Below are 20177 nucleotides of genomic sequence, written 5' to 3'. Positions count from 1 at the left end.
TGGTAAATATATGTCTACAGAACATGAAATAATCAAAATTGAGGAACGTGCACAGGAGTTGGTGAGCAATCTTGAGGCACTTCATCAACAGGTAGGTTCTTATCAGGAAGCTAAAGACGAATTACAAAAAGCTAGTGTAAAACTTTTAACTTTTATTGAAAGCACTCAAAAGCTTTCTGAAGAGAGCCATCAGATTATTCAAACGATAAATCAGATCGGCAGCAGTAAAATATTTGAAAGACTAAAGAATATTGAAAGAATGACTTATATTTTGACCGGAGCCATCGGGATAGCAATTGTGTTGCAAGTTGTTTTTTTCTTTCTGAAACGTTAAAGTAATGTACTGGCAGCGCTGGAAAAAGAAAATAGCTAGCATAATCTACGGGTCGTTATTATTTGAGAGGAATATTCAAGTGGTAAGTGCTCCTGCCTTTTCTTTTCCTTCTTTCTAGCCAGCGTTCAACCTCAACCGTCTTGAAACGCACTCCTTTTGGTAGTTTATAGTGTGGGATGAAATCAGTATGAGTCCATTGATAAATGGTCTTTATACTTACCTGAAGTAGGTCACTTAATTGTTGTATTGTCAGTAGTTTTTCCATGGTTTAGAGTAGTGCCTACGACATTGATGGTAATAAATTAAATTTTGATTTAATTGATAGACAAGTAGGAAACATGTCCTCAGTAGATTCTGGTTGGTGTATAGAAGATTTTACTATTACGGTAAGCAGGGAATACTTAAGCAATTCAATAGTCTACGGCGGAATTAATTTTAAAGCCGATGGACAAAGAGGCGATAGAATATTTATTATACCTTCTTTCTATATCGAAGGATTTTGGCGATAACAAGGTCTTAGACGGTGTGAAAGTCGGTCTCTCGAAAGGCAAGGTAAGAGAAATAGGCAAGACACTGGGAGCTGATAAAATTATCCGTGGATAGATTATTGAATATGGTTTTAATGAAACGAAGAGTTTAAAACCCATAAACGGGTGGCTCGCGGTACTTGTTGGCGGACTCGCTGAAGGATCGGGCGCGTTTGTGTATCAACAGGGATACGAAAAAGGATTCCCAGATTCATCGGGGATTAGCAAGTATGTTTTCTACAGCAACGATATGGGATCGGGCCCGGGCGCTAATATTCCGCCGAAACTCTCAAACTGCTATGTTCAAATACGGCTCTATCTTCAGGATGTGAAAAGCGGTAAGATATTGTGGAATAATAGAATTGAAACAAGATTTACCCCTCCGTCAACGTTTGCCTACGACGATAATCAGCCGAAGAAGATGATAGATGATTCTATAAGTAAAGCGGTTGATACGCTGCTGGAAGATTTATTCAAAGACAAAAAGAAAGAAAAATTTTTAGGGCTGCTGTAGGATTAAAGGGTAGGTATTTTATAGAGAGTCGCCTTTAGTAAACTCGTAGCGTTTCCAAGGATTTGATCCTCGAAGGGGAAACTATATCCCCAAAGCGCGTGTTATTTCTAAGCCCTGTCAATTGTATCCCATTGGACACATAAATAGATATTGCACCCAGGGTGCAATATCTATTTAGCCAGGGAATTAAGGGGATAGGATACTTAATTCATCCTTTTCCGAATAGCTTCTATTTTCTTCTGAGCCGCTTTTCCTGATGTGCTTGTGGGTACCTTTCTTACTATTTTTTCATAGATCTTAAGTGCGGGCTTATATAGTCTGTTGTTTCTATAATTATCGGCAATGTTAAGTTTCATCTCTGCCCATTCTTTGTAGTAAATGTTTTTTATAGCTGGAACAACGAAAAAATATACGCTGATTCCGACTATGATGATTCCGGCAATAATTATATAAGGAACTGAATGCTTTGAGGATTTTTTCTTTGTTTTTTTCGGTGTGTCCTCATTTTCTCTTGGAAGATCAATGTGCAAGAGGCCTTTTTCGTACCGATCAATGATAGTGAGAAATTCATCAAGTGATTGATATCTATGATCAGGATTCTTCTCGATCATTTTGAGTACGATATTATTAAGAAGCAAAGGTGTTGAGGGAGCGAGTGATACGGGCGGCGCGGGGTTATCGTTTTCAATTTTTCGTATAAGCTGTTTAAGCGTTTTATCGACAAACGGTGGTGTGTTAGTCAAAAGTTCATATAACACACAGCCAAGTGAATATATATCGCTCCGGTAGTCAATTTCACGTCCTTGTGCTTGTTCGGGGGACATATACAGCGGCGTTCCCATAAGCGGAGTTGTATCTTTTCCGGCGCCAAGTGCCTGCAGTTTTACCAAACCAAAATCTGCAATGCGGGCTCTACCGCTTTCATCCATCAAGATGTTTCCCGGTTTAATATCTCGATGTATAATGCCTTTATGGTGAGCGTAATTGATGCCTAACGCGACTTGCTTTATTATGTTAATTGCTTCAGATTCATCAACGACTTGCGTGAGTGTTTTCTTATGTGTTAGCACTTCTGAAAGTGTGGGGCCTTTAATGTATTCCATTGCAAAGTAATAGATGTCATTTACGGCACCGAAGTTGTAAATTGGCACGATATGTGGGTGGGATAGCGAACCAAGCACTTCAGCTTCTTTGTGAAAACGGTCGACAAACGTTTTTTGATTGGCGAAAGATTTAGGGAGAACTTTTACTGCGGCGGACCTTTTCAAGTTTTTTTGGTACGCTTCATACACGACGCCCATACCCCCCCGGTTAATCTCTCTCGTTATTTCAAATTCACCTAACCGTGAGCCGATAAGGGATTTCTGGTCTTTATTAATATTATCCAAATAAACGGTTTTATCCTGATCATTTGAATTGTTATCCTGATTCATTGATAACTCCCTTTATAACGGTATTATAGCACTATTTTTCGATATTAATATATACTACTTTTACAATATATTAGTATAATTAAAAGAAAATCGCTTGACAAGGCATAATGAATCAATAAAATTGATAGCTTAATTTGTTGTAACCATATGAAAAAGTCGTTGTTTAAATAAAACATAAAAACATGAATATAAATAAAGAAAGAAGAGGAGGAGTTTCATGGCGGTAAAAATTGGAATTAATGGTTTTGGTCGTATCGGAAGACTTGCTTTAAAGGCAGGGTTAGCTTCAAAAGATTTAGAGTTTGTAGCAGTAAATGATTTAACGGATACAAAGACAATCGCACACCTTTTTAAGTATGATTCAACATTTGGAACTTTTGATGGTACTGTAGAAGCAAAAGAAGACGCGATAGTTATTAACGGTAAAGAAGTAAAAGTATTTTCTCAGAGAGATCCGGCACAAATTCCTTGGGCTGATCTCGGAGTTGATATAGTTATAGAATCAACCGGTATATTCACTGATGCGACGAAGGCAAAGGCCCACATGGCTGGTGGTAGCGTGAAAAAAGTTATAATTAGCGCGCCTGCAAAGAATGAAGATATCACAATTGTTATGGGTGTAAACGACCAGAAGTATGATCCGGCTTCTCATAACATTATTTCTAACGCGTCATGTACGACAAATTGTTTAGGGCCGGTATCAAAGGTGCTACTAGATAATTTCGGTATTGTTAAGGGCATTATGACGACTATTCATTCGTTTACCAATGATCAGGTAACACTTGATTTCCCTCATAAGGATCTTCGCAGAGCCAGAACAGCTACAGCAAGCATGATTCCGACAAGAACAGGTGCTGCAGCTGCAATAGGATTGGTTTTACCTGAGTTAAAAGGTAAAATGGACGGTATTGCAATCAGAGTACCGACACCGAATGTATCACTTGTTGACCTTACCGTTGAAACTGAAAAAGATACAACGATTGAAGAAGTAAATGCAGCTTTGAGAGAAGGCACAAAAGCTATGCCGAAAGCATTGCAGGTATGTGACGAACCTCTTGTTTCTAGAGATTTTCTGCATAATCCTGTTTCATCAATAGTTGATGCACTTTCAACAAAGGTTGTTGGCGGCAATATGGTTAAAGTGTACAGCTGGTACGATAATGAATGGGCATATTCATGCAGAATAATTGATCTGTGTGAAATGATTATCTCAAAAATGTAATAAATCAAGATTAAGACGAGAGACCACAGATCTTATAAAATTTAGGGCTGTGGTCTGTTGCCTTGTGACATATAGACTAAGGAGTTTTACTATGAAGAAACTTTTTGTTGAGGATATAGACTATTCGGGTAAACGTGTATTAATCCGCGTGGATTTTAATGTGCCGCTTAACGATGCACGTGAAATCACAGATGATACAAGAATAAAGGCTGCGTTACCGACAATAAAGTATGTTGTCGATCATGGGGGTAAAGCTGTTCTTATGAGTCATCTGGGCAATCCAAAGACTGAAGAAATGTTTTCACAGTTAAGAATGGATCCGGTTGCCGCGCGTCTATCAGAATTACTCGGCAAAAAAGTTTTAAAGCTTGATGATTGTATTGGTCCGGAAGTCGAAGAAGCAGTATCACACATGGCAGATGGAGATGTTATCCTACTTGAAAATCTTAGATTTCATAAAGGCGAGAAGAAAAACGATGAAGAGTTTTCAAAATCGCTTGCACGACTCGGTGATGTATATGTAAATGATGCGTTTGGTACCTCTCATAGGGCACATGCATCTATGGTTGGTGTAACAAAATATTTTGAGCAGTGCGCCTGTGGATACCTCTTAAGGAAAGAGATTGATTTCTTGGATGAAGCAGTGAATAACCCGTCACATCCGTTTCTTGCGATTATTGGTGGAGCAAAGGTGTCGTCGAAGATAGGCGTTTTGGAAAATCTTCTTTCTAAAGTTGATACCATTATCATTGGTGGGGCAATGGCGTATACATTCCTTAAAAGCCAGGGTTTTAAAGTCGGAAACTCACTTGTAGAAGATGATAAGCTTGGTATAGCAAAGAAAACGCTTGAGGATGCGAAGGTAAAGAATGTTGAAATAATATTGCCGGTAGATCATCGTGTAGCAAAAGAAGTTGCCGATGGTGTTCCATCTGAGATTGTAGGCAAAGATATTGCTGATGGGATGATAGGTGTAGATGTTGGGCCGGAATCAATAGCACTGTATACTGAGAAAATAAAGAGCGCGAAGACTATTCTGTGGAATGGTCCTCTGGGCGTTTTTGAAATAAAGGATTTTTCATTCGGGACATTTGAAGTGGCACGACTCATTGCTGAGACTGACTGTGTATCCATTATTGGTGGTGGGGATTCTGTGTCAGCGGTAAATAAGTCTGGTCTTGCAGACAAGATGAGCCATATTTCAACAGGTGGAGGAGCATCATTAGAATACCTTGAAGGAAAACCGCTTCCGGGAATTGAAGCGTTGACTGATAAGTAAATGCCATAGAAAGGATTAGTATGAGAAAACCAATAATAGCTGGAAACTGGAAACTTCATAAAAACATTACTGAAGCAAAAGAATTAGTAGAGAAGTTAAAAAATGATTTAACTGGTATTGATGATGTGGATATAGTAGTATGTCCCTGTTTTACCGCTCTTTGGGAAGTTGCTAAAACATTATCTGGAAGTAATATCGCTTCCGGCGCTCAAAATATGTTTTGGGAGCCAAAGGGTGCGTTTACCGGTGAAATATCTGCTTCTCAGATAAAAGATACTGGTGCAACCTATGTAATTATTGGACATTCTGAGAGAAGACAGTATTTTGGGGAGACGAACGAGACGGTAAATAAGAAAATTAAAGCCGCACTCGCTGAAGGATTAACTCCAATAGTATGTGTAGGGGAAGTTTTAGCTGAAAGAGAAGAAGGCCGTATGCAAGAGGTTCTAAAGGTTCAGGTAACTGAATCGCTTGCAGGCTTAACAAAAGAAGAAATGGTAAAATGTGTGATTGCCTATGAACCGGTATGGGCAATAGGTACCGGCAAAACAGCGACACCTGACCAAGCGCAAGACGTGCATCAATACATCAGATCGCTTATTGGCGATATGTTTGATAAATCGGTATCCGATTCGATACGAATTCAGTATGGTGGCAGTGTTAAGCCATCTAATGTTTCAGAGCTCATGGCTAAAGACAGTATTGACGGAGCACTTGTCGGTGGCGCAAGCCTGGAAGCCGATTCATTTGTGCAGTTAGTTAAGTATGAAAAATAGAGCTCTTGCGACAAAGAAGTATTAAAATGCACATCATTTGTTTAGGATTTAGAGTTTCGGAATTGAAATAAATGGTTCCTTTATTTTCGGGTTTAGATATTAGTATTTCGAATTTATTATTATATTAGGGGGTTATAATGTATGGATTTCTCATTGTATTACACGTCGTAGTATGTATTGGTCTTATTACGATTGTTCTTATTCAAACGGGTAAAGGAACAGGACTTGCAAACGTATTTGGTTCTGGCGGTGGCGTGCAATCAGTGTTTGGAGCACAAACAGGTGATGTCCTGACGCATACGACAGCGGTGCTTGCGGTACTTTTTATGGTTACATCTGTGTCATTAGCTGCAATTTCTGTGCGTGATAGTTCATCGGTTATGAAGACATCTCGTTTCACAAGAACTGGTGCGACTCAGCAATTGCCGGTTACTCTTCCGAAATCAGCTCAGGATATCTTTCAGTCTATTAAAGATACGACTAGGCAGGTGGCTGACAAAATCAAAGGAACAATAGAAGGTGCTGCCCAAAAGAGAACTGAGCCGACAATGGTTGAAGAAAAACTAGGGATAAATGTTCCTGTAACAGAATCAGAAGTGAATATAAATGAAAGTCTCGAAGAGACCTTAACGGAAACCCCTAGCGGTGTTCCTGTTAACGTAGAAGAAGTTGATATAGATTTGTCTGATACTCCCCTAAGAGACGCTCAGTAATAATGTTTGCGGAATAATTAGAATGCAGGAATCTCACCACGGGGTATGATGAAAGGACGATCAAAAGTTGCACTCTACGCTATTTTCCTAATCGCTCTCTTTTTTTCCGGATGTTCAAAAGCTGAAAAAGAAGATGCCGCTAAGGTTGTTTCTACGAAGCCGCATTTTGGCGGTCGTCTCATACGTGCAACATCCTCTGATCCAAAATCTTTTAATATTATCCTTGCAAAGGAAACCTCAACAACGGGTGTCATTAGTTATTTGTTTGAAGGTTTGACAACGACAAACGGCATTACCACAGATGTTGAACCTCAGCTGGCACATTCATGGGATCGAAGTCCAGATGGAAAATCGTGGCTTTTTCATTTACGGGACGATGTCAAGTGGTCTGATGGAAAACCTTTTACAGCTGATGATGTTGTCTTTACTTTTAGAAAACTGATCTTTAATAAAGATATTCCCAACAGTATGCGAGACATATTTACGATTGAAGGAAAAGAAATCACTGTAGAAAAAGTTGATGATTATACCGTCAGATTTACGCTACCGACAAAGTTTGCACCTTTTTTGAGGAGTATGAGTGCCCCAATACTTCCAAAACACATTCTTGAAGAATATGTTGATAAAGGGTCATTTAATTCTGTATGGGGTGTAGACACAGATCCTGAGAATATTATCGGTACAGGTCCTTTTATGCTTGATAAGTATACCTCAGGACAAATGATAAAACTTAAACGCAATCCGCTTTATTGGAAGAAAAACGATAAGGGAGAGAACTTGCCGTATCTTGATGGGATAGTTTTTCTCATCGTACAGAATCAAGATGTGGGTTTTCTGAAGTTTCAGGAAGGCGAAATAGATTATTTTGATATGCGGGGAAGTGATTATCCTCAGCTAAAGCCAAAGGAAAAAGAGGGAAATTTTACTGTTTACCGTGCAGGCCCATCATTCGGTACAAATTTTATTGTGTTTAATCAAAATACGACACGAAACCCTGATACTCAAGAGCACTATATTCCATCTAAAAAGCTATCGTGGTTTACCAACGATCAGTTTCGACGAGCGGTAGCACACGTTGTAGATAAACAATCTATTATTGATATTGTATTCAATGGTTTGGGATATCCGCAGGTATCACCGGTAAGTCCGTCAGAAGGGTTTTTCTTTACCGATGATGTGCCGACGTATGAGTACAATATTGAAAAAGCAAAAGACATTTTACAAGAAGCTGGATTTAGTGACAGAAATGGTGACGGGATTATCGAAGATAGTGATGGTAATGACGTAGAGTTTACCATACTGACTAATCCGGGGAGTACGGAACGGGTAAAAATAGCAGAAATAGTCCGTAAAGATCTTGAGAAACTAGGATTTAAAGTGCAGTTATCTTTAATCGAATTTAACACTATGGTTAGTAAGCTTACCTCTACGTATAATTGGGACTGTGTTATTATGGGACTTACCGGTTCCATTGAACCGCATTTTGGGAATAATGTGTGGCAATCAAGCGGCCATCTTCATGTTTGGAATCCTAAACAAAAAGAGCCGAAAACAGAGTGGGAAATAGAAATTGATGAAATATTTAATCAGGGGGTACAGGAATTCGATCGTAATAAGAGAAAAGAGCTATATGACCAGTGGCAGCGTCTTGTTGCACAATATGTGCCGCTAATTTACACAGTATTGCCGGAAAGCCTTTTTGCGGTCCGGAACAAATTTGGAAATTTACATCCGACACCATATGGGGGACCGTTTCATAATATTGAAGAGATATATGTAATTGAAGAAAAACAATAATCAGTAGCTCCTAATGGAATTTGAATGATACAGTATATATGTCGACGCATACTAATTTCTATCCCGCTTCTTTTAGCAATGTCCTTTATTACCTTTCTTTTTATTCATGTCACACCGGGCAGTTATTTTGACAGATTACGCATGGATCCTCTTGTGTCAGAGGAAACGGTGACTAATATTGAACAAGAATATCATTTAGATAGAAATGTTCTTGTGCAATATGTCTATTGGTTAAAGACTATCGTTAGCGGTGATCTTGGATATTCGTTTGAACACAAACAACCGGTTGCAAAAGTCTTGAAGCAGCGACTGTTTAACACAATGCTTTTATCAATCTGTGCATTGCTCTTCACATGGATTATAGCGGTCCCGATAGGGATTTATTGTGCTGTGAAACAGTACTCGGTATTTGATAAATTCTTTTCATTTTTGTCGTTTATTGGTATGAGCCTGCCCAATTTCTTCTTTGCAATGCTACTGCTATTTGCAGCGAGTCTGACATTCAATTTAAGTGATACAAACATTTTCTATGGCATATTACCTTTAGGAGGAATGAAGTCAGCGGATTATGAGAGTATGTCAATTATTGGTAGAATTATTGATGTGGGAAGACATCTTATTATTCCAACCATTGTTATTGGAACAAGTGCTATTGCGGGTTTGCAGCGTATTACGCGCGGTAATATGCTCGAAGTCTTGCGTGCACAGTATATTACGATGGCTCGAGCAAAGGGACTACCTGAAAATAAAGTTATTTATAGGCATGCTCTGCGAAACGCAATAAATCCGCTTCTTACAATTTTAGGCGGGGAGCTATCAACGGTTTTATCAGGTGCGGCATTGGTAGAAATTATATGTAACTGGCCCGGCCTAGGCTCAACAATGTTAACCGCAGTACGAAGTCAGGATATTTTTCTTGTTATGGGTGATATGCTCTTAGGCGGTGTCCTTCTTATTTGCGGGTACCTTGTTTCAGATATTTTGCTTGTTGCCGCTGACCCGACAATTAAATACAAATAGATACGCTACTATGAATATACATAAAAAAACATTACATGAGATTAAAGAAACACAAGCGCGTGATAATCCGCTTATTCCTTCGTGGTCTGAAGGATCTGAGTATAAAGTTGCGTTTAAGAAACTAAAAAAACATAGTTTTGCGTTAATTGGCGGTTCGATACTGCTCGTATTTTATGTGTTGAGCATTGGGGCAGGATTTTTTGCTCCCTATCATTTCGATGATGAAAAACGATCTAATTCATATAATCCTCCCACGCGCATTCATTGGGTAGATACGGATAACGGACTAGCAATATATCCTTATATTTATAAATATTCATATCATTTTGATAAGTACTACAAAAGAGTATATACCGTTGATACATCGAAAAAGTATCCTATTAAATTTTTTGTGAAAGGCTTTGAATACAGTGTGTGTGGATTATTTAAAGCAGATCGACATTTATTTGGTGTAGACAAAGATACGCGGCTCTATCTTCTTGGGGCAGATGGACGTGGAAGAGATCTTTTTTCGCGTATACTGTACGGTTCTCGTGTTTCATTATCAATAGGAATTTTGGGGGCGCTTTTTACTTTTACCATAGGGCTTTTAGTTGGCGGTATAGCCGGATATTATGGGGGTAAAGTTGATACAATTTTAATGAGGATTTGCGAGATGATAATGCTGCTTCCTGGTTTTTATTTAATGTTGGCCTTGCGAGCGGCATTTCCACCTAACCTTTCGAGTGTAAAAGTGTATCTTCTCATTGTTCTTATTTTTAGCTTTATTGGTTGGGCAGGATTGGCGCGTATTATTCGTGGAATGGTGTTATCACTTAAGGAAAAAGAATACGTTCTTGCTGCACGGGCAATGGGAAGAAGCAACTTGAGCATCATTGTAAAACATATTTTACCCAACACGTTTTCATTTGTGATAGTATCTATGACACTAAGTATTCCCGGCTATATATTAGGTGAGTCAGCACTATCGATGATAGGTCTTGGTATTCAGGATCCTTATGCAAGCTGGGGAAATCTCTTGAGTGATGCAATGAATATCGGTGAGTTGAGATATCATCCATGGATACTTGCATCAGGGGTATGTATCTTTCTTACGGTTATAGCGTTTAATTTTTTTGGTGATGGATTAAGAGACGCATATGATCCAAAAACTTAAGGTGGCACTGTATGAATCCGCTTTTACAGGTTAAGAACCTAAAAACATATTTTCAAAAAGATTCTGTGATATCAAAAGCAGTTGACGGAGTAAGTTTTGAAATCGGGGAAGGTGAGACCTTTGCGCTTGTTGGTGAAAGCGGTTGCGGAAAAAGTGTAACATCGCTCTCAATAATGCGTCTTATCACAAATCCTCCGGGTAAAATCGTTGATGGAGAGATTTTATTTGAGGGTAGAGATATTCTGCGCATGAAAGAAAAAGAAGTACGGGCACTGCGTGGTAAGGAGATCGCTATGATATTTCAGGAACCCATGAGCTCTTTGAATCCCGTATTTACTGCTGGGTATCAGATAGCAGAGATGTTAAAGACACACTTCAATCTTACGAGAAGCGAGGTCACGGAGCGAGTGCTTTCGCTCATAGATAAAGTTGAAATACCAAACCCCGAAAGGATATATAAAAGCTATCCGCATCAATTGAGCGGCGGTATGCGTCAAAGAATAATGATTGCTATTGCAACGGCGTGTTCTCCAAAGTTATTGATTGCAGACGAGCCCACAACAGCGCTTGATGTAACGATTCAGGCAGAGATTATGAAACTTTTCAGGAAGTTCAGAGTTGAACATAAGATGTCGGTTCTGTTGATTACTCACAATCTTGGCATTGTATCTGATTTAGCCGACAGGATTGCTGTTATGTATGCGGGAGGAATAGTTGAGACGTGTGACGCGCAGACACTATTTTCGCAACCGCTGCATCCGTACAGTGAAGGATTGTTAAAATCTATACCACGACTAGGAACAAAAAAAGAGCGTCTTGATACGATACCGGGAAGCGTACCAGACCCAGCAGCAAAACCGTCTGGATGTCCGTTTCACCCGCGATGTTTTAAAAAAGAAGGAATATGTGAAGAAGTAAAACCGCTTTTAAGAGAGGTTAGTAACGCTCACTATGCGGCATGTCATTTCGCAGAATAATAAAATGGAGTATTGTTATATATGGAAGCTTCACCGATACTGGAAACTCGTGACCTGAAAAAGTATTATCCGGTAACAAAAGGGATAATCCCTCGTCCTGTTGACTGGGTACGGGCAGTAGATGGGGTGAGTTTTAAAATAATGCCGGCCACAACGCTCGGTCTTGTCGGTGAGAGCGGTTGCGGAAAAACGACGTTAGGAAGACTCATTTTGCGGCTCATTAACCCTGATAGTGGTAATATACTGTTTGACGGAAAAGATATTTCTTCACTAAAAAAGGGGAAGATGCGTTCTTTTCGTAAAGATATGCAGATAATATTTCAGGACCCGTTTGGGTCTCTTAATCCACGTTTTACGGTCCATGATATTGTAGGTGAGGGACTTAAAGTATTCAATTTATGTGAATCAAAAAAAGTCTTACAGCAAAAGGTTGTTGAACTTCTTGATATGGTTGGCCTTCCGGGAAACATTCTCAATAGATATCCTCATGAATTTAGCGGTGGACAACGTCAACGCCTTGGCATTGCACGTGCGCTTGCACTGAACCCTCGTTTTATAGTTTGTGACGAACCGGTCAGCTCATTAGATGTGTCGATACAGGCACAGGTGATTAATCTTCTGCAATCGATAAAGGAAAAACTGAAACTTTCATATCTGTTTATTTCACATGATCTGAGTGTGGTTTACCATGTAAGTGATTATGTTGCAGTGATGTATAGGGGACAGATTATGGAGTATGCACGCGGTGAAGATGTATATACGAAAGCACTTCATCCGTATACTAAAGCGCTTCTTTCTGCAATACCGGCCATTGGTAAAAACGATGCGGATAATAATGTAATATTAGAGGATGAGGGAAGTAAGCCCTCGGACAATTATAGTCAAGGATGTGTGTTTTGCGATAGATGTCCTTATATCAAAGATGAATGTAAAGAAAATGCACCTCACTACAACGAAAAAATGCCTGGTCATTTTGTTCGTTGTCATTTTGCCTAGTTTACGGTATGGTTATACCCACAATACCACAGCAGGTGTCCACAAAAAGTGAATAATTTCTAGATTAAACGAATGTCTTTAAGAAGGGGTTAACTCAAATGACAAGAATGAAAGTTTTCATTATCGCAGTATGTATAACGATGTGCGGGTGCGCGGCACAGAAAAAAACCATTATTAATGAATTGAGGCCGGTGAAACTGCAGCAATTAAGCTTTAAGGAAGCACTGGATATTGTACATGTCCAATCGTCTGAGTTTAGTGCCTTAAAATCTGATATTCAGATCGAAATTAAGAGCAACCTCATTCCTGATACACAATTTTGTAAAGGCAAGATGATGCTCTTAAGACCGGATAAGATAAGAATGAAGGGGTATAAGCCTTTTGTCCCGACATTGTTTGATTTGGCGTCAAACGGCGAAGAGTTTTGGTTTTATATTCCAAAAGAAAAGAAATTATATACGGGAACCTATGAGGACGATTCTTCGTCATCAATTAAGTTAGATGTTGATCCAATGAGTCTTATTTCAGCAATGACGTTTGATAATGTGGACGATGATTCTGATGAGGAGATTGTTTTTCTCGAGCGGAGCGGTGAAAGCTGTGTAGTAAACGTGCTGAATAAGTATCTTTCAGATTCGGGCTATTTCAGGTATTTCATGAAAAGAAAGATTGTGATCAGTCTTGAATCACATAAGATATTACAGCAAGCGTATTATAAAAATGACGGCAACGTCTCTTTTGAAGTTTACTATGAAAAATATACAGTGCGCGATGATGTGAGTTTTCCACAGCAAATTGTTTTTGTACGCCCTAAAACAGGAACATGGGTGCGTATAAATTTATTAAAGACATCGTTTAATCAAACGTTTAGTGATGGTGTGTTTTCTTTGGATTCTGTTAAAGGTGTGGAAAGGATTGAAATTGGTAAATGAAATATTTCTCTATCAAAATAATCAGTATATGTATGATCTTGCTAGTGTTCTCGTACGCGTACGCGAAAGAAATCACCACTCCCCAAGATGAGAGAACACTTGATACGGTCCTTTCTGAGATGGAACGTACCGAAAAAAACATCAAAGATCTCACCGCAGATATTGTGCAAACAAAAGTATTTACTGACTTTGATGATACGGTAGAGTTTAAAGGTGTCTTTAAATATAAAAAACCTCGCATGATGTACTGGGAGTTTTATTCTCCTGACCGAAGCCTTATTGTCGTTAATGAAAAAGAGACATTAATGTATGTGCCGGATATCAAGCAGGCCCAAAAAATCGATGTTGAAAATAGTCCTAAGGGAATATCACTTATATTTGGGTTTGACCGAGCAGTGGAAAATCTAAAAAAAGATTTTTCTATAGCATTGGTAGATACTGAAGAGACCCCAGAGGGTAAAAAATATGTTTTAGATTTAGCCCCGATCGCTGAACGTGAAAAGAACACATTTTACAAAATAAAGATATGGGTGAGAGAAACGTCATGGATCCCTGAAAAATTTTATATTGTTGAATTGAACGGAGATAATTCAACAACTGAGCTTTTTAATATTAAAGTGAATTCTGGTGTGCCACAATCACAATTTTATCTCACATTGCCTAAGGATGTGGAAGTTGTGAATGTTGATATGTAAGGTTTTGTTATGAATGCAACAAGAAGCGATAGTATATATTATCTGATGGGTATTGGGATAATTGTGTTATGGCTTTTTCTTACGGTCGCGCCGGCTACCCACAAAGACAATATTCCTCAGAAAGAGAATGTTCAGACAGAATTAACCGATGTGTTCAGTAGCAGTGCTTTACCTCCGCATATTATCTTTGTTTTCTATGTTGCAGTAATAGGCGGGGTAGGACTTGGGCTAATAACTAATTTTCTGTTGTTAGTTAATAAGCTCGTTGTTAAAGAGAAGACATTATTGCGTGGTGTCAATCTTGTGCCGTGGACTTTATCAGATATTGCGCGTATGACGGTACTTTTCTTATTTATATTTACGGTTATACACGCAGTTTTATATGTCTGTGTTACCTCTTCTATTATCTCTGGTCGACTTATTTCTATGGGGGGACTGGTTGTCGGGACACTAGGGGTTTACTTGATTATGGCTTGCGGTATGTATCGGTCGCTTATAAAGAAGTACTCTTTATCCGTTACGAGCATAGGGCTCTCACTGCATAGTTGGTTTGGGAATGCTCTTACTGGAATAGTTGCCTATATAGCATTTGTCCCTGTATTTCTTTTGTTAGTTGTGGTGAGCTATGTAATATGTGGTTACTTTGGTATTAGTCCGCAGCCGCATGAACTGGTTAAAATATTTAGTGTCGAAAAATCCGCATATAAAATTATCTATTTAGTGCTTGTTGCAACAGTTTTTGCGCCACTCTATGAGGAAATAGTATTTCGCGGATTTATTTATACGGTCCTCAGAAAATATCTCGGTGTGACACAGTCTCTCTGCATGAGTGCTATAATATTTGGCGCTATACATTTTAATATGTCACAGTTTATTCCTGTCATGGGACTTGGTATAATACTTGCGTATCTATATGAAAGAACAGGTACATTAATAGCGCCAATTGTATTTCATATGCTAAATAATACTGTTGCGATATTATTGACATTTCTTATATTGAAGAATATGTAATTAATAGCGCATAGCGTAGAGCGTTTAGCGCATAGCGTATAGAGTGGAGTATTCACCGCGTAGGTGACACAAAGTGGCTCCTACGCGGTGGAAGAGATGGGATGTGAATCGATAGCGCATAGCGTATAGAATGGAGTATTCACCGCGTAGGTGGAACTTGTTACTCCTACGCGGTGTAAGTCAGGAGAAACCAGTACCGTTATTTGTTTGGTATTTGAATATTGAAATTTATTAAGGAGGAGATTTTATGGTGGTAAAGACAGTTGAATGGAATGAAAAATCGGTAAAGATACTTGATCAAACAAAACTTCCGGAAGAATTGATATATATTAATTGCAAGACTCGTGAAGAATTGTGGGAAGCAATTAAGATGCTGAGGGTGAGGGGTGCCCCACTCCTTGGAGTTATTGGCGCATTAGCCGTTGCCTTAGATGCTCATGTATACGAAGGTACTAATATTGAAGAATTTAGAAAACGTATTCAGGAAACGATATCTTATATGGCAACATCACGACCTACAGCCGTAAATCTGTTCTGGGGGCTTAAACGCATAAAAAAAGTGATTGATAATGACAACTCAAATGATATTGAATCACTCCGCGATCTTATAACCAAAGAGGCTGTGGAGATACTTTCAGAAGATAAAGAAATATGTAAAAAACTTGGGGATAACGGCGCTGTGTTACTTGAAGACGGTGCGACCGTTATGACTCACTGTAACGCTGGTGCACTTGCGACAGCAGGGATGGGTACTGCGTTAGCGGTAATGTATGCGGCACATGAGCAAGGTAAGAAATTTGCCGTGTATGCGGATGAAACGCGACCACTTTTGCAAGGTGCACGACTCACTGCATGGGAGCTCAAAGAATCGGGGATAGATGTTACATTGATTTGTGACAATATGGTCGGATCAGTAATGAAAAATAAGGGTGTTGACTGTGTTATTGTCGGGGCTGATAGGATAGCGATGAACGGTGATACAGCAAATAAAATAGGGACGTACAATATAGCGGTACTTGCAAAGCACCACAATATACCATTTTACATTGTTGCTCCGATATCAACAGTCGATTCGTGTATTGAAACAGGATCAGAGATACCGATTGAAGAGCGCGGCCCAGAAGAAATTACGCACGGGTTTGGAAAGAGAACTGCTCCACTCGATATAAAAACATTTTCACCGGCATTTGATGTTACTCCCGGAGAGCTTATAACTGCAATTGTGACAGAACGAGGTATTGTGTGGCCGCCCTATAATGAAAACATGAAAAAAGTGATGGAGATATAAAAAATACATGAAGGTATCAGAGATTGGTGAATTTGGTTTAATAGACAAATTCAAAAATAAGCTTAAGAAAAACAAGGATGTTATAGTCGGTATTGGAGATGATGCCGCTGTTCTTACCTCAGCTAATAAAAATGTCTATACGTTATTTGCAAGCGACATGTTTGTAGAAGGTATCCATTTTCGTAAAAGTGATGCGTCTCCATATATGATTGGACGTAAAGCGATAGCTGCAAATATCAGTGATATAGCCGCCATGGGAGGTGTTCCGCAATACGCTGTAGTGTCTCTTGGTGTTAGTCCTCAAGAAAATGTACAGTATTGTGAAGAGATCTATCGAGGTATGAACTCATGGCTAGATGTATTTAAAATAAATATTGTTGGCGGTGACACTGTATCTTCACCAAAGGGTATGGTAATTTCAATTGCGATATTAGGAGAAGTTGATAAAAGAAAATGTATTGTGCGAAGCGGGGCTTGTCCGTGGGATGTGATTCTGGCTACCGGTACACTTGGCGGTTCATATGCAAAAAAGCAGTATTCGTTTACTCCTAGAGTCCGTGAAGCGTACTATCTCGCAAACAACTTTTCGGTTACATCGATGATAGATATTTCTGATGGGCTACTTTCAGATTGCCAGAGGATAACCGAGGCGAGTAATCTGGGAGCACTTATTTTTACTGATTACATTCCTTTATCATCAGCGGTAAAAAAGAATTGTCCCCGGAAAGTTTCAATAGAGAAGGCACTCACTGATGGTGAGGATTTTGAGCTATTGTTTAGCGTCTCGCAGAATGAAGTAAAGACATTGATAAAGAAATGGAAGCGAAGCTTCAAAACGCCGGTATCGGTAATCGGTGTTATGACACCTGAAAAAGGTGTGAGGTTAGTAAATAAAGATGGCAGTGTAACTATCCCTGAGAATAAGGGATACGACCACTTTAAAACGAAGAATAAAAAGTAGTTTTTTAAAACAGCTTTAAGCTCACAACTTATAGCTTACAACTTATAGCTGGTATTGTGCATACAATAACAAAAAGTGAGAATGAAACATTTTCTCTTGCGAAAAAATTTTCTAAAAAATTGCGTAACGGAGACGTTATCGCTCTTATTGGCGAGCTTGGCGCGGGTAAATCAGTCTTTACTCGAGGGTTACTCTACGGGTGTGGTATTACCGATAAGTATATAGCGAGTCCAACATTTACATTAATAAATATATATCACGGTAAAAAAACAGTGTATCATTTTGATGTCTATCGTTTGAGTGATCCTCAAGAGTTATATGATTTAGGGTATGAAGAATATTTTTTTGGTGATGGCATAACGATTATTGAATGGGCTGACAAGATTGAAGATTATTTGCCCAAAGAACATACAAAAGTAGAAATGAAAGTGATTTCAGAAACTGGTCGGTACATATCAATAAAAAAAGGGTAAATCCATGAATGTGCTTGGAATAGAGACGTCAACGAACCAAGGTTCGATAGCGATTGTATCAGCTAAAAAATTAATAAAAGAGATTACGATATCAAAAGATTGTAGTCATTCAAGAAATCTTGTTAATAAAGTTGATACGCTCCTTGGTAAGCAGAAATTAACGCTCAATGATATTGATATTGTTGTGGTTGGCAGGGGTCCAGGATCCTTTACCGGTATACGAATCGGTGCAGCATTTGTTCAGGGAGTACAAACTGCTCTTACTATGCCGACATATGGTGTATCAGCATTTGATAATGTTGCCTATGAAATAGGACATTGTCCCGATATTGATTTAACGAAACATGCATATGTAGTCGTTCTTTTTGACGCTCGCCGTGATGAATATTACTGTAGAATATTCAAAAATGAAAAGGGGAAGCTTATTCAATACAAAAAAGACAGTATAGTAACACTTGGGAAATTGAAACGGTATTATAAGAATGCGTTATTTGTAGGGCCTGATGTGAGTCAGGCAGAAGCTTTAGGACTTGAGGTGTATATCAGGGAGCCGAAAGCTTCTCGTAGCGCACTTCTGATTGCTAATGCGACAAAAAAGAATTTAAGAGAATACCAATCGATTGAACCAATATATTTGCGTAAAACACAAGCCGAAGAGAGGCGTTTAGAAGCATTAAAAAAGAAAAAGAAAGAGTGTTGATGTCAAACGCGTGGGCAGAGATAGACCTTGTGTCATTACAGCATAACATTGCTTTTATTAGACGATGTGTAGGTGAAAATGTCAGTATAATGGCAATTGTAAAAGCTGATGCGTACGGCCATGGCGCGACCGAGGTTGTTCGATCACTATTAGAGAACAATATTAGCTGGTTTGGTGTTGCGAATGTATCTGAAGGAAAAAGGGTTCGAGCACTGAGTGCTGATTGTAATATATTGATCTTGGGACAGCTTTTTACGGAACACATAGCAGATATTGTTTCCGCGCGACTAACGCCGATAGTGTGTGATATAGATATGGCGCGAGCCTTAGACGATGAGGCAAAGGCCAGTGGTATCATTATTCCAATTCATGTGAAGATTGATACCGGTATGGGGAGAGTAGGTGTATGGCACGAAGATGTAAGTGAATTTATGAGAGACATAAAAGAGTTAACGCATTTACGTGCTGAGGGATTCTTATCGCATTTTCCCTGTTCAGATGAAGATATTGAGTATTCATTATCGCAAATTGCGGTTTTTAAAGCAGTGACCAGTGCTGATCGACGTCCGAATGAAACGCTCCTTCACATGGCCAATAGTGCAGCTATTTTAACTATTCCCGAATCATACTTTGACATGGTGCGGCCGGGGATTATTATGTATGGTCTTTATCCAAGCACAGAATTCAAAAAGAAGTATGATATTCAGCCAGTACTTTCATTAAAGTCAAAAGTGTCTTTTATTAAGAAAACCGGGCCGGGAAGAACCATAAGTTATGGGAAAACACATGTTGTTGAGAATGCGACAACTATTGCAACAATACCTTTAGGGTATGGAGACGGCTATAACAGGCTGCTGTCTAATAAGGGACGGGTATTAATAAGAGGCGAGTATGCACCACTTGTGGGGAGAGTTACAATGGATCAGATCATGGTAGATGTAGGGCATATACCGGAGGTGCGTGTTGGAGATGAAGTGGTTTTGATAGGGCGGCAGGGGGATAATGAGATAACAGTAGAAGAAATTGCACGTATTACGGGAACAATACCATATGAAGTTGTGTGCGGAATAAGTAAGAGGGTGGAGAGGGTGTATAGCAGTAATCAGTGTATTTCTCAGTCTGAATTAACTTGATTTAGGACTAAAACTAGTATACATTACACATACTATATGACTGCCTAGTGGTGCAGTGGTAGCACGCCTGTCTCTGGATCAGGTAACCGAGGTTCGAATCCTTGCTAGGCAGCCAATAAAAAGGGGTGGTCCCCTTTTTAGGCTGATTACAATATTTTAAAAAAAACTAACTGGTTGTAATGCAAATAGTGAGCTTGTCCTGAGCTGTGCGAAGGAAATCCTTGCTAGGTAGCCAATAAA

The 20177-nt window shown here is 39.1% G+C and carries 21 protein-coding genes and 1 tRNA gene; 21 read left to right on the top strand and 1 reads right to left on the bottom strand.

The window, feature by feature from the left end:
- The first annotated feature begins 10 nt into the window (after positions 1-10).
- The 3 genes from P9M13_02725 to P9M13_02715 all read left to right on the top strand — a co-directional run bounded on the left by P9M13_02725 (position 11) and on the right by P9M13_02715 (position 1375).
- A complete protein-coding gene (locus P9M13_02725) occupies positions 11-334 on the top strand; it encodes a hypothetical protein (GenBank protein ID MDP8262200.1) in 324 nt (107 codons plus the stop codon).
- A gap of 444 nt (positions 335-778) precedes the next feature.
- A complete protein-coding gene (locus P9M13_02720) occupies positions 779-937 on the top strand; it encodes a hypothetical protein (GenBank protein MDP8262199.1) in 159 nt (52 codons plus the stop codon).
- Between the two features lie 99 nt (positions 938-1036).
- A complete protein-coding gene (locus P9M13_02715; GenBank protein MDP8262198.1) occupies positions 1037-1375 on the top strand; it encodes a hypothetical protein in 339 nt (112 codons plus the stop codon).
- Between the two features lie 203 nt (positions 1376-1578).
- Here P9M13_02715 and P9M13_02710 read toward each other — a convergent pair whose 3' ends face one another.
- The gene (locus P9M13_02710) at positions 1579-2808 is read right to left on the bottom strand and encodes a serine/threonine-protein kinase (protein ID MDP8262197.1); all 1230 of its coding nucleotides are present in this window, start codon (positions 2806-2808) and stop codon (positions 1579-1581) included.
- A 217-nt stretch (positions 2809-3025) separates the two neighbouring features.
- Here P9M13_02710 and gap point away from each other — a divergent pair, with 217 nt between their 5' ends.
- The 18 genes from gap (at position 3026) to P9M13_02620 (ending at position 20052) form a co-directional block, all read left to right on the top strand.
- Complete coding sequence (gap, locus tag P9M13_02705; protein ID MDP8262196.1) at positions 3026-4030, top strand: type I glyceraldehyde-3-phosphate dehydrogenase; 1005 nt, start codon at positions 3026-3028, stop codon at positions 4028-4030.
- A gap of 91 nt (positions 4031-4121) precedes the next feature.
- Entirely contained in the window at positions 4122-5309 is a 1188-nt protein-coding gene (locus P9M13_02700; protein ID MDP8262195.1) for a phosphoglycerate kinase, read from the top strand.
- A 20-nt stretch (positions 5310-5329) separates the two neighbouring features.
- Entirely contained in the window at positions 5330-6085 is a 756-nt protein-coding gene (gene tpiA, locus P9M13_02695) for a triose-phosphate isomerase (protein ID MDP8262194.1), read from the top strand.
- 137 nt (positions 6086-6222) lie between these two features.
- Complete coding sequence (gene secG / locus P9M13_02690) at positions 6223-6798, top strand: preprotein translocase subunit SecG (protein ID MDP8262193.1); 576 nt, start codon at positions 6223-6225, stop codon at positions 6796-6798.
- Between the two features lie 45 nt (positions 6799-6843).
- Positions 6844-8595, top strand: a complete 1752-nt coding sequence (locus P9M13_02685; GenBank protein MDP8262192.1) for an ABC transporter substrate-binding protein — start codon at positions 6844-6846, stop codon at positions 8593-8595.
- 24 nt (positions 8596-8619) lie between these two features.
- Positions 8620-9615: an ABC transporter permease gene (locus P9M13_02680; protein ID MDP8262191.1), complete on the top strand. Its 996-nt coding sequence runs from the start codon at positions 8620-8622 to the stop codon at positions 9613-9615.
- Positions 9616-9625: 10 nt separating this feature from the next.
- Complete coding sequence (locus P9M13_02675; protein ID MDP8262190.1) at positions 9626-10771, top strand: ABC transporter permease; 1146 nt, start codon at positions 9626-9628, stop codon at positions 10769-10771.
- Between the two features lie 11 nt (positions 10772-10782).
- Complete coding sequence (locus P9M13_02670) at positions 10783-11748, top strand: ABC transporter ATP-binding protein (GenBank protein ID MDP8262189.1); 966 nt, start codon at positions 10783-10785, stop codon at positions 11746-11748.
- A 21-nt stretch (positions 11749-11769) separates the two neighbouring features.
- Positions 11770-12744 carry an ABC transporter ATP-binding protein gene (locus tag P9M13_02665; protein MDP8262188.1) on the top strand — a complete coding sequence of 325 codons (975 nt, stop codon included), beginning with the start codon at positions 11770-11772 and terminating at the stop codon, positions 12742-12744.
- A gap of 98 nt (positions 12745-12842) precedes the next feature.
- Positions 12843-13676 (top strand): hypothetical protein, encoded by an 834-nt coding sequence (locus P9M13_02660; protein ID MDP8262187.1) that lies wholly within the window; start codon positions 12843-12845, stop codon positions 13674-13676.
- Positions 13673-14371 carry an outer membrane lipoprotein carrier protein LolA gene (locus tag P9M13_02655; protein ID MDP8262186.1) on the top strand — a complete coding sequence of 233 codons (699 nt, stop codon included), beginning with the start codon at positions 13673-13675 and terminating at the stop codon, positions 14369-14371. The genes P9M13_02660 and P9M13_02655 overlap by 4 nt, the downstream gene beginning before the upstream one ends.
- 9 nt (positions 14372-14380) lie before the next feature.
- On the top strand, positions 14381-15382 hold the full coding sequence (locus tag P9M13_02650) for a CPBP family intramembrane metalloprotease (protein ID MDP8262185.1): 1002 nt from the start codon (positions 14381-14383) through the stop codon (positions 15380-15382).
- A gap of 247 nt (positions 15383-15629) precedes the next feature.
- Positions 15630-16670: an S-methyl-5-thioribose-1-phosphate isomerase gene (gene mtnA / locus P9M13_02645; GenBank protein ID MDP8262184.1), complete on the top strand. Its 1041-nt coding sequence runs from the start codon at positions 15630-15632 to the stop codon at positions 16668-16670.
- A gap of 7 nt (positions 16671-16677) precedes the next feature.
- Positions 16678-17631, top strand: coding sequence for a thiamine-phosphate kinase (gene thiL, locus P9M13_02640; GenBank protein MDP8262183.1), 954 nt, complete (start codon positions 16678-16680; stop codon positions 17629-17631).
- 56 nt (positions 17632-17687) lie between these two features.
- Positions 17688-18104: a tRNA (adenosine(37)-N6)-threonylcarbamoyltransferase complex ATPase subunit type 1 TsaE gene (gene tsaE / locus P9M13_02635; protein MDP8262182.1), complete on the top strand. Its 417-nt coding sequence runs from the start codon at positions 17688-17690 to the stop codon at positions 18102-18104.
- 4 nt (positions 18105-18108) lie between these two features.
- On the top strand, positions 18109-18804 hold the full coding sequence (gene tsaB / locus P9M13_02630; GenBank protein ID MDP8262181.1) for a tRNA (adenosine(37)-N6)-threonylcarbamoyltransferase complex dimerization subunit type 1 TsaB: 696 nt from the start codon (positions 18109-18111) through the stop codon (positions 18802-18804).
- On the top strand, positions 18804-19937 hold the full coding sequence (gene alr / locus P9M13_02625) for an alanine racemase (protein ID MDP8262180.1): 1134 nt from the start codon (positions 18804-18806) through the stop codon (positions 19935-19937). The genes tsaB and alr overlap by 1 nt, the downstream gene beginning before the upstream one ends.
- A gap of 41 nt (positions 19938-19978) precedes the next feature.
- Positions 19979-20052 (top strand) — tRNA-Gln (locus P9M13_02620).
- Positions 20053-20177 lie beyond the last annotated feature (125 nt).

The sequence above is a fragment of the Candidatus Ancaeobacter aquaticus genome (assembly GCA_030765405.1).
In the GTDB taxonomy this organism is placed as follows: domain Bacteria; phylum Auribacterota; class Ancaeobacteria; order Ancaeobacterales; family Ancaeobacteraceae; genus Ancaeobacter; species Ancaeobacter aquaticus.
The sequence above is the reverse complement of the archived record's forward strand: the minus strand, read 5'-3'. Positions and strand labels throughout refer to the sequence as shown.